Source organism: uncultured Microbacterium sp., assembly GCF_963521695.1.
Lineage (GTDB): Bacteria > Actinomycetota > Actinomycetes > Actinomycetales > Microbacteriaceae > Microbacterium.
In genome coordinates, this window is record NZ_CAUQWC010000138.1 from 1 (window position 1) to 9270 (window position 9270).

The 9270-nt window shown below is 70.9% G+C and carries 10 protein-coding genes; 6 read left to right on the forward strand and 4 right to left on the reverse strand.

Translation table 11 applies throughout. The features are described from left to right. Positions 1-148: 148 nt before the first annotated feature. Together RWP81_RS10865 and RWP81_RS10870 are read right to left on the reverse strand one after the other, a co-directional pair. Positions 149-1348: a pyridoxal phosphate-dependent aminotransferase gene (locus RWP81_RS10865; RefSeq protein WP_314456002.1), complete on the reverse strand. Its 1200-nt coding sequence runs from the start codon at positions 1346-1348 to the stop codon at positions 149-151. A 39-nt stretch (positions 1349-1387) separates the two neighbouring features. After that, positions 1388-1714 (reverse strand): hypothetical protein, encoded by a 327-nt coding sequence (locus RWP81_RS10870; protein WP_314456004.1) that lies wholly within the window; start codon positions 1712-1714, stop codon positions 1388-1390. A gap of 54 nt (positions 1715-1768) precedes the next feature. Here RWP81_RS10870 and RWP81_RS10875 point away from each other — a divergent pair, with 54 nt between their 5' ends. Then, the gene (locus RWP81_RS10875) at positions 1769-3061 is read left to right on the forward strand and encodes a chloride channel protein (RefSeq protein ID WP_314456006.1); all 1293 of its coding nucleotides are present in this window, start codon (positions 1769-1771) and stop codon (positions 3059-3061) included. A 214-nt stretch (positions 3062-3275) separates the two neighbouring features. Here the strand turns inward: RWP81_RS10875 and RWP81_RS10880 are convergent, their stop codons facing one another. Next, the gene (locus RWP81_RS10880) at positions 3276-3485 is read right to left on the reverse strand and encodes a DUF559 domain-containing protein (protein WP_314456017.1); all 210 of its coding nucleotides are present in this window, start codon (positions 3483-3485) and stop codon (positions 3276-3278) included. On the opposite strand from RWP81_RS10880, the gene RWP81_RS10885 reads away from it, so the two are divergent. Both RWP81_RS10885 and RWP81_RS10890 read left to right on the forward strand, forming a co-directional pair. After that, on the forward strand, positions 3417-3569 hold the full coding sequence (locus tag RWP81_RS10885) for a hypothetical protein (protein WP_314456019.1): 153 nt from the start codon (positions 3417-3419) through the stop codon (positions 3567-3569). The two genes, RWP81_RS10880 and RWP81_RS10885, sit on opposite strands and share 69 nt — an antisense overlap. Before the next feature lie 108 nt (positions 3570-3677). After that, the gene (locus tag RWP81_RS10890; RefSeq protein WP_314456020.1) at positions 3678-4232 is read left to right on the forward strand and encodes a hypothetical protein; all 555 of its coding nucleotides are present in this window, start codon (positions 3678-3680) and stop codon (positions 4230-4232) included. An 88-nt stretch (positions 4233-4320) separates the two neighbouring features. Here RWP81_RS10890 and RWP81_RS10895 read toward each other — a convergent pair whose 3' ends face one another. Further along, positions 4321-5856 (reverse strand): PucR family transcriptional regulator ligand-binding domain-containing protein, encoded by a 1536-nt coding sequence (locus RWP81_RS10895; protein ID WP_314456008.1) that lies wholly within the window; start codon positions 5854-5856, stop codon positions 4321-4323. Positions 5857-5948: 92 nt separating this feature from the next. Between RWP81_RS10895 and gabT the strand changes: the two genes are divergently transcribed. From gabT to RWP81_RS10910, 3 genes are all read left to right on the forward strand, one after another. Beyond that, positions 5949-7298 carry a 4-aminobutyrate--2-oxoglutarate transaminase gene (gene gabT, locus RWP81_RS10900; protein ID WP_314456010.1) on the forward strand — a complete coding sequence of 450 codons (1350 nt, stop codon included), beginning with the start codon at positions 5949-5951 and terminating at the stop codon, positions 7296-7298. A 102-nt stretch (positions 7299-7400) separates the two neighbouring features. Further along, a complete protein-coding gene (locus tag RWP81_RS10905) occupies positions 7401-8855 on the forward strand; it encodes an NAD(P)/FAD-dependent oxidoreductase (protein WP_314456012.1) in 1455 nt (484 codons plus the stop codon). Beyond that, the coding region (locus RWP81_RS10910) for a universal stress protein (RefSeq protein ID WP_314456014.1) at positions 8852-9270 on the forward strand (419 nt) is incomplete at its 3' end. The genes RWP81_RS10905 and RWP81_RS10910, both read left to right, overlap by 4 nt.

Here is a 9270-nt window from a genome sequence, read left to right on the forward strand (position 1 = left end):
CGTCAGCACAATCTGGGGTGCACGCCCACGCTTGGTCGAAAAGCAAACTGACCGTGACGAACGTACCCTCATCAGTGGCTACGTTGGCTTAGGGTCGCGTTCCCCCGCACTGGCCGACTCGGCTGCTACGGCCGCAAAATCGCTTGGGTCAGGCGAACAGACGCTGAAGGCGCTGCACGCCCTCGAGCAGCTGCTCATCGCCGAGCGCGTACGACAGCCGCAGGTACCCGCTGGGGCCGAAGGCCTCGCCGGGAACCACGGCCACCTCGGCCTGCTCGAGGATGAGGTCGGCGAGCTCGAGCGAGGTGGCAGGGGTCGCACCGCCCCACTCGCGGTTCAGCAGGCCCCGCACGTCGGGATAGACGTAGAACGCGCCGAGGGGGTTCGGAACCTCGACGCCGTCGATCTTCGACAGTTCCGACACGATCAGGCGGCGGCGGCGGTCGAACGCCTCACGGAACTGCTCGACCTCGTCCTGGGGGCCGTTCAGGGCTGCGGCGGCGGCACGCTGGGCGACATTGTTGACGTTGCTCGACAGGTGCGACTGCAGGTTGGCGGCGAGCTTCATGGCATCCGCCGGTCCCACCATCCAGCCCACGCGCCATCCGGTCATGGCGTAGGTCTTGGCGACGCCGTTGAGCAGGATCGTCTGCTCGGCGAGTTCGGGAACGGCCTCGACGATCGAGACGGCGCGGATGCCCTCGTAGGTGAGGTTCTGGTAGATCTCGTCGGTGATGACCCAGATGCCGTGCTCGAGAGCCCAGCGGCCGATCTCGGCGGTCTCCTCGGCGGTGTACACCGAGCCGGTCGGGTTCGAGGGCGAGACGAACACGAGCACGGTCGTCTTGTCGGTGCGGGCGGCCTCGAGCTGGGCGACGGTGACCTTGTAGTCCTGGTCGGCGCCGGCGAACACCTCGACCGGTGTGCCGTCGGCCAACGCGATGGCCTCGGGGTAGGTCGTCCAGTACGGAGCCGGCAGCAGCACCTCGTCGCCGGGGTTCACCACGGTCTGGAACGCCTGGTACACCGCCTGCTTCCCGCCGTTGGTCACGATGACCTGCGACGGGGCGACCTCGAGTCCCGAGTCGCGCAGCGTCTTGGCCGCGATCGCCTCGCGCAACACCGGGAGACCGGCGGCGGGGGTGTAGCGGTAGTTCGCCGGGTTCTGCAGCGCCTCGGCTGCGGCATCCACGATGAACGAGGGGGTCGCGAAATCGGGCTCTCCGGCCGCGTAGGAGATCACCGGACGGCCGGCGGCCTGGAGGGCCTTGGCCTTGGCGTCGACCTTGAGGGTCGCGGACTCGGCGATGGCGGATAGCTTGCGGGAGAGGGGAGCACGGGAGGTCACGGACCCGAGCCTAGTGTTCCGATCCCGGCGCGCCGAGGGTCAGATCGCCGATCCCACCCACAGCAGGAAGGGCGGAAGGAGCATCAGGATGCCGACCACCACCGCCACGATCGAGATCGCCCGTGGGCCGCGGCGTCTCACCCCCACCACGACTCCGACCGCCCCGAGCACCACGACGAGGGCGCCGTCGAGGACGAGGAGGGGCAGGAGCACGATCCCGAGCCACCAGATGGCGTTCATCTCGGGGATCAGGCCGATCAGGACCACCGCCAGCGTCGGCAATACCACGAGGCTCGCGAGGCAGACCGCGACGATGCCGAGAACGTCGATGCCGCGCCGGGGCAGCGGGGGAGGCGGGGGCGTCATGCCGTCACGCTAGCGCGCCGCCGGCGCGATACACGGGTCGGTTACCGTGAGCGGGTGACAGCGCTCACCACGCCCCTCCGCTCCCGACGCCGTGGACTCGGCTCGCTCGTCCGGCTGGGAGCTGCGACCGCACTCGTCGGCGTCGGCGCGGGTCTCGCCGTGCTGCTGCTCGTCTGGACCGTCCACAGCCTGGAGCACCTCGTGTGGGGTCACGAGGACGGCCCCTTCCTCGACGGCGTCGCCCTCCCCGACCCCTGGTGGCTTCCGATCGCGACGGTGGGTGGGGCCGGGGTCGTCGCCGCCGTCGGGTGGTACCTGCTCCGCCGGTTCGGCCGGCGCCTCGCCACGGTCGAGCAGGGTGTGGACGGGGCGCCGATGCCGTGGTGGGAGACCCTCGTCGACACCGTTCTGCAGGTGGGGTCGGTCGCGATGGGAGCATCGATCGGCAAGGAGGTCGCGCCGCGCGAGCTGTCGGCGATGGCGGGGTCGAAGATCGTGCGGTGGTTCCGCCTCGACGCCCGATGGTGCCGCATCCTCATCGCCGCTGCTGCCGGGGCCGGTCTCGCCGCCGTCTACAACGTGCCCCTCGGCGGTGCCCTCTTCGCCATCGAGATCCTGCTCGCGCAGTTCAGCGTCGGCGCTGCGGTGGTCGCGCTCGCCGCCAGCTCGATCGCGACGCTCGTCGCGCGGCCGCTCGTCGGCGACGGATCGCTGTACTCCGTGGCACCCGTCGAGGTGAACGCCTCGCTGATCGTCGCCGCGATCCTGATCGGTCCGCTGATGGGGTGGGGCGCGTCGAGTTTCTCCGCCGTGACCAGGACGCTCGCGCGGTTCCGTCCCGAGGGGTGGCGGCTGCTCGTGGCCCTGCCCGTCGCGTTCGCGGCCGTCGGAGCGCTCGGCGCGGTCTTCCCTCTCATCCTCGGCAACGGTCGCGCGTTGGCGGCGGCAGGCTTCGACCTCTCGCAGCCCGCGGTCCTGCTCATCGCGCTCGCGGTGATGAAGTACATCGCGACCTCCGTCTCGCTCGGTGCCGGGGCGATCGGCGGCACGCTGCAGCCGTCGGTCGCGATCGGCGCGGCACTGGGCGCCGCAGCGGCCGCCGGTTGGGCGTTCGTGTGGCCGGGAGCCGATGGCACGGCGTTGGCGATCGTGGCGGCTGCTGCCTTCCTGGCATCCACGATGCGTGCGCCCCTCACCGCGATCGCGCTCGTCATCGAGTTCACCGACACCGGTTTCACCCTGTTGGTGCCGATCTTCCTCGCCGTCGCGGGCTCGCTCGCGGCCTCGCGCCTGACCTCGCGCGAGAGCCTCCGGCGCTTCGCGCCGATGGATCCGGCGCGCGCGTAGCGTTCGCCGGCAGGCGAGACGGCCGTGGCGGTAGCGGTGCGCGGACGTTCGTGTGCCGTCCTGCGGGTGCGGCGGCGGGCGTGCCGGTTCGGTGGCTCCGATGGACGGCGTGTCGCGGTCGCGATCCGCATGACGGCTCAGGATGCCGAGTTGGGGGTGCCCGTGCCGGGGTGTGGACGTCTGAAAGAGGCGGTGCACCTTCCGTCAGGTGCTGTCAGCGACGGTGCAGACCGCGCGACACGTGGCCGAGGATGGCTGCCTCGACGGTTGGCCAGTCGTGCACGACCATGGCGTAGTCGAAGCGCAGGGTAACGAATCCCCACGCTGCCGCTTGCGCATCACGCATGAGGTCCTTGTGGCGACGCTCCGGGCCGGCGTGGTTCGCGACGCCGTCGACTTCGACGACAAGCGCGTCCCCGATCAGGACGTCGATCCGCCCGACCGAGTACAGCGATACCTGGGTGCGGATATCGAGACGCAGATGTCGAAGGCGCCAACGGAGAAGTGACTCCAGTCCGCTCTCGGCATCATCTCGTGCGAGAGCGATTGCCTCGCGGACGGCCGGAGAGGTGTTTCGGGCGAGTCCGGCGAGATTGACCCGACCGATTGCGCGCTGGTGGAGTGCCGATTCGAGAGCGACGAAGAAACCCTCGACGCCGCAGCAGGTCAGGATCTGACGCAGAATTCGTTCCGTCGAGGGCAGGTCGAAGCGGACCCGCCCGTCGTGGTCCCAATGCTCGACGCACGCAAACGAATCGTGGCGGTGGCCGTGTCCCTTCGGCTCGAGACCGACGTGAAGCTGACCGTCGTCTGCGAGGACCCAGAGACCTCGGTGTCGCGCGGCGCTAAGGCAGGCGAGGGCCCCGCCATGCTGCGCAGCCTGGCGTCGGGGCGCGCAGACACCGACGTCGGCATAGATCCCTCTTCGGAGTCGCACGAGCGCACCGCTGACCAACGCCTGCTCAATCTCGGCACGCGGGGTGCCCCTTCTCAGCAGGTCGAGACGACGATAGACATGATCGGCCGAGGAGCACATGTCGGGATTCTGTGCGATCTGTTCGAGCCCCGCAGGGCAGGCGCCACCAACTGTGGACAGACTCCCACGACCGACCGAAGAGGAGGACGCGCTGGCGGCGGCTCGACGGATCTGTCGTGCGGATGCGGCGGGTGAATCGCCGCGAGCGACGAAGGATATCCCCGCGTGTCGAGCGCGCTGTCCGCGGGACGGTCGGGACGGCCGAGCCGCCCCTCCCGCCCGACTACTCCGACAGCCGCAGCGCGGCCCACAGCTCCGCACGGGCGGCGAACGACGACAGGTCGCGCTCGGCGACGCGCTCGGCCTGGGCGATGCGGGCGCGCACGGTGTGTCGGTGGATGCCGAGCGCGTGCGCCGTCGCCTCGTGCGAGCAGTCGTTGGCGAGCCAGGCGTCGAGCGTGTTCATGAGCGCGGAGCCCTGTTCGGCGTCATGAAGGCGGAGCGGGGCGAGGCTTCCGGCGGCGACCGTCCGTGCCGCTTCCGAGCCGAGGGCGGCGATGAGTCCGGCGCGGGCGGTGTCGGCGAAGTCGGCGATACCGGGCGTCGAGACCCGATCCCGTGCGGTCCGCGCCTGGGTGAGGGCGCGGGAGAACCCGTCGTATCCCGTCGCGGCCGAGCACCCGATCACCGTCTCGAACCGGTTGGCGATCTCGGCGAGCAGCTCGCGTGCGCCCGCCGGCACCACGATGACCAGGCCGTCGTCGCCCCGGCCGAAGAACACTTCGCCGCGGTGCTCCTGTCCGCGGCGCTCCAGCCACTCCGTGAGTGCGGTGGAGCGGGCGGATGCCGCGGGGGTGAGGGCGACGATGACGGGAGCGGCGGGCAGCGGGCCGAAGAAGTCGCGCGCAGCGCGGCGCGCGAGCGCGGGATCGTCGCCGATCAGCGACTGGACGAGGCCCGCGCGGAACATGCTGATCGCCCGCCCCAGACCGTCCTGCTGCTCCAGCGCGAGCGCGGCCATCGCCACCACCGCGGTCACGACGCTGCGTGCTTCGTGGTCGAGGTCGGAGGCTTCGATCGCGAGGGCGCCGCGGAGGTGGCCGCCGCGACCGAGCGTCTGCACGGTCACTGACGTGTCTCCGACGCGGATCGCGCCGGCGGCCCGCGTTCCCCGACGCAGCATCGCGGTCACCTCGGCCGCGACGGCATCCACCGCGGCCGGCGCCAGGGTGCCCACGGGGTGGGCGTCGCGGAGGGCCCCCGCGGCATCGAACAGCCCCACCCAGCAACCGAGCTGGCGAGACAGCTCGGCGAGGGTGGCCGAGAGGCCGTCGGGGCGGAGGGCTGCGAGCGACACGGCCCGCTGCGCCGCGAGCGACCAGCTGCGGCGGGCGTAGGCGTCGGCGGCGATGGCTTCGGCGCCGGCGCGCGCCACCGCGATGAACGGCGTGCGGTACGGCACCTCGAAGATCGGCATCCCGGCCGCCACGCACGCCTGGGTCAGGGCCGGGGGGATGCCGTCTCGAACGACTTCCGTGCCGAACCCCAGCGCGCGGACGCCGCGGGCGACGAGTCGTCCGACGTAGGCGACGTAATCCGCGGTGGTTGCGCCGGCGAACTGCGTGCCGGTGGTCAGCAGCACCAGCCCCTCGCTGAGGAAGGGGGTCGGGTCGGCGAGATCGCTGGAATGCACCCAGCGCACCGGTCGGTCCAAGCTGCCGGGGGTGAGGTCGTGCTCGTCGACGACGAGCTGCAGGTGCAGGTCGCGCCGCGCGAGCAGGGCTCGCAGGCTCGGCGGAGTGACGGCGGTGTCGACCATGCTTGCTCCTGTACGAGACGTATACGACGGTGCGAGCGACTGTACAGCCAGGAGAGTGCGGGGCGCGTCGCGCCGTCCGTAGCATCGCCGCCATGAGCCTCGACATCCTCCCCACCGTCGGCGGTCCGTCCCTCGCCCAGGAGCGCCGCCTCGTCACCGCCATCCCCGGCCCCCGCTCGCAGGAGTTGCTCGACCGCAAGGCCGCGGCCGTGGCATCCGGTGTCGGACACACCGTTCCCATCCACGCGGTCGCCGCGGGTGGCGGAGTCGTCGTCGACGCCGACGGCAACTCCCTCATCGACCTCGGCTCGGGCATCGCCGTCACCAGCGTCGGAAACGCCCACCCCGCCGTCGTCGCCGCCGTGCAGGAGCAGGTCGCCGCCTTCACCCACACGTGCTTCATGATCTCGCCCTACGACTCCTACGTCGCCGTCGCAGAGGCGCTGAACCGCCTCACCCCCGGCGACCACGCCAAGAAGAGCGCGCTGTTCAACTCCGGCGCCGAGGCCGTCGAGAACGCCGTGAAGATCGCCCGCAAGTTCACGGGACGTCAGGCCGTCGTCGCCTTCGACCACGCCTACCACGGCCGCACCAACCTCACGATGGCGCTCACCGCGAAGAGCATGCCGTACAAGAGCGGTTTCGGCCCGTTCGCGGCAGAGGTGTACCGCGCCCCGCTGTCGTACCCGTTCCGCGACGGCCTGTCGGGCCCCGAGGCCGCCGCCAAGGCCATCTCGCTCATCGAGAAGCAGGTGGGCGCCGACAACCTCGCCGCCGTCATCATCGAACCCATCCAGGGTGAGGGCGGCTTCATCGTGCCCGCCGACGGATTCTTGAACGCGATCGTCGACTGGTGCCGTGACAACGGCGTCGTTTTCATCGCCGACGAGGTGCAGTCTGGCTTCGCCCGCACCGGAGCGATGTTCGCCAGCGAGCACTTCGGCATCGTCCCCGACCTGGTCACCACCGCCAAGGGCATCGCCGCGGGTCTGCCCCTTGCGGCCGTGACCGGACGAGCCGAGATCATGGATGCCACCCACATGGGCGGCCTGGGCGGCACCTACGGCGGCAACCCGGTCGCGTGCGCCGCGGCTCTGGCATCCATCGACGCGTTCGAGAACGAGGGACTCATCGAGCGCGCCCGCGAGATCGGCGACCTGCTGAAGGGCCGTCTGCACGCCCTGCAGCAGGGCGACCCGCGCATCGGCGACGTCCGCGGCCACGGCGCGATGATCGCCGCCGAGTTCGTCGACCCCACCACCGGCGCCCCCGACGCCGCCCTCACCGCCGCAGTCGCGAAGGCGTCGATCGCCGAGGGCGTCATCGTGCTCACCTGCGGCACCTACGGCAACGTCATCCGGTTCCTGCCCCCGCTGTCGATCGGTGACGAGCTGCTGCACGAGGGCCTCGACGTCGTGGCGGCAGCCCTCGCCCGCAACTGACGACCGTCCCGGCGGCGGACTCCACCGCCGACGGGACCAGGACTCCCGCCCAAGTCGAGCGGCCCCACACACGTAGACGTGAACGAGAAGGAAGAAGATCCCATGGACGAGATCACCCGCGACGTGGTCGTCATCGGAGCCGGCGCCGCCGGACTCACCGCCGCCAACGACCTGCGCAAGGCCGGTCTCTCGGTCGCCGTTCTCGAAGCGCGCGACCGCGTGGGCGGGCGTCTGTGGACCGATGTGATCGACGGAGCGATGCTCGAGCTCGGTGGACAGTGGGTCTCGCCCGACCAGACTGCGCTGATCGACACCGTCGCCGACCTCGGCTTGTCGACCTACAGCCGCTACCGCGAGGGCGACAGCGTCTACGTCGGCGCCGACGGTGAGGCGAAGCGCTTCACGGGGGAGATGTTCCCCGTGGCCGCCTCGACCGAGCAGACCATCGACGAGATCACCGCGCGACTGGATGCCATGGTGGCCGAGATCGACCCCGACAAGCCGTGGGAGCACCCCCGCGCCGCCGAGTGGGACAAGGTCTCGTGGGACGCGTGGCTCCGCCAGCAGACCGACGACGATGAGGCTGTGCGCAACCTCGCGTTCGCCACGGGCTCGGCGATGCTCACCAAGCCCACGCACACCTTCTCGCTGCTGCAGTCGCTGCTCATGGCGGCATCCGCCGGCTCCTACTCTCACCTCGTCGACGCCGACTTCATCCTCGACAAGCGCGTCGCGGGCGGCCTGCAGCAGGTGCCCGAGCTGCTGGCCGAGCGTCTCGGTGACGACGTCTTCCTGAACCAGCCGGTGCGCCGCATCGTCTGGGGCGCCGACTCGGCCATGCCGGATCGCCCGGCCGACACGGGTCAGCGAGTTGCGGACCTCCAGGCGCTGACGGCTCGCGTCGCGGCTGCGGCATCCTCCTCCGACGGGGTCACGGTGATCGCCGACGGCGTCACCGTCCGCGCCCGCTTCGCCATCCTCGCCCTGGCCCCCGTGCTGTACTCGCGCATCTCGTTCGAGCCGCCGCTGCCGCGTCTGCAGCACCAGATGCACCAGCACATCTCGATGGGATTCGTCATCAAGGTGCACGCGGTGTACGAGACGCCGTTCTGGCGCGAACAGGGCCTGTCGGGTACGGCGTTCAGCCCCTACGAGCTGTGCCACGAGGCGTACGACAACACCAACCACGGCGACGAGCGCGGCACCCTGGTCGGCTTCGTGTCGGACCAGAACGCCGACGACCTCTTCCGCCTGAGCGCCGAGGAGCGCAAGGAGCGCATTCTCGAGTCCCTGTCGCGCTATTACGGGCCCGCTGCGAAGACGCCGGTCGTCTACTACGAGAGCGACTGGGGCACCGAGGAGTGGACCCGTGGCGCGTACGCGGCGAGCTTCGACCTCGGCGGCCTACATCGCTACGGTGCCGACCAGCGCCAGCCCGTGGGCGCGATCCATCTCGCGTGCAGCGACATGGCCGGGGCGGGTTACCAGCACGTCGACGGGGCGATCCGACAGGGACACCGCGCCGCCGACGAGATCCTCGAGCGGACGCGCGGATGAGCGGCGACCGCGTCGTCGTCGGCTACGCGGCCACAGACGCGGGTGCCGACGCCCTTGCGCTCGGTGCGCGCCTGGGCGCTGTGCTCGACGCCCCCGTCCACGCCGTCGTCGTCCTGCCGTCTGCCGAGGGCAATGTCTCGATCCCGACCGACGCGTCGTACGAGCGTCTCGTCGAAGACACCGCGCGCGGATGGCTGCGCGACGCGCTCGCATCGTTCCCCGGCATCCGGGGCCACGTCCGATACGCCTCCGCCGTCTCGGACGGTCTCGTGTCGGCCGCGGAAGAGTTCGACGCCGGGGTCATCGTCGTCGGCACCGGCCGGGGAGGCCCGCGCGGTCGTCACCGCCTCGGCACCACGGCCGAGGAGCTCGTGCACTCGGCTCCGGTCCCCGTCGCCCTCGCGCAGGAAGGGGC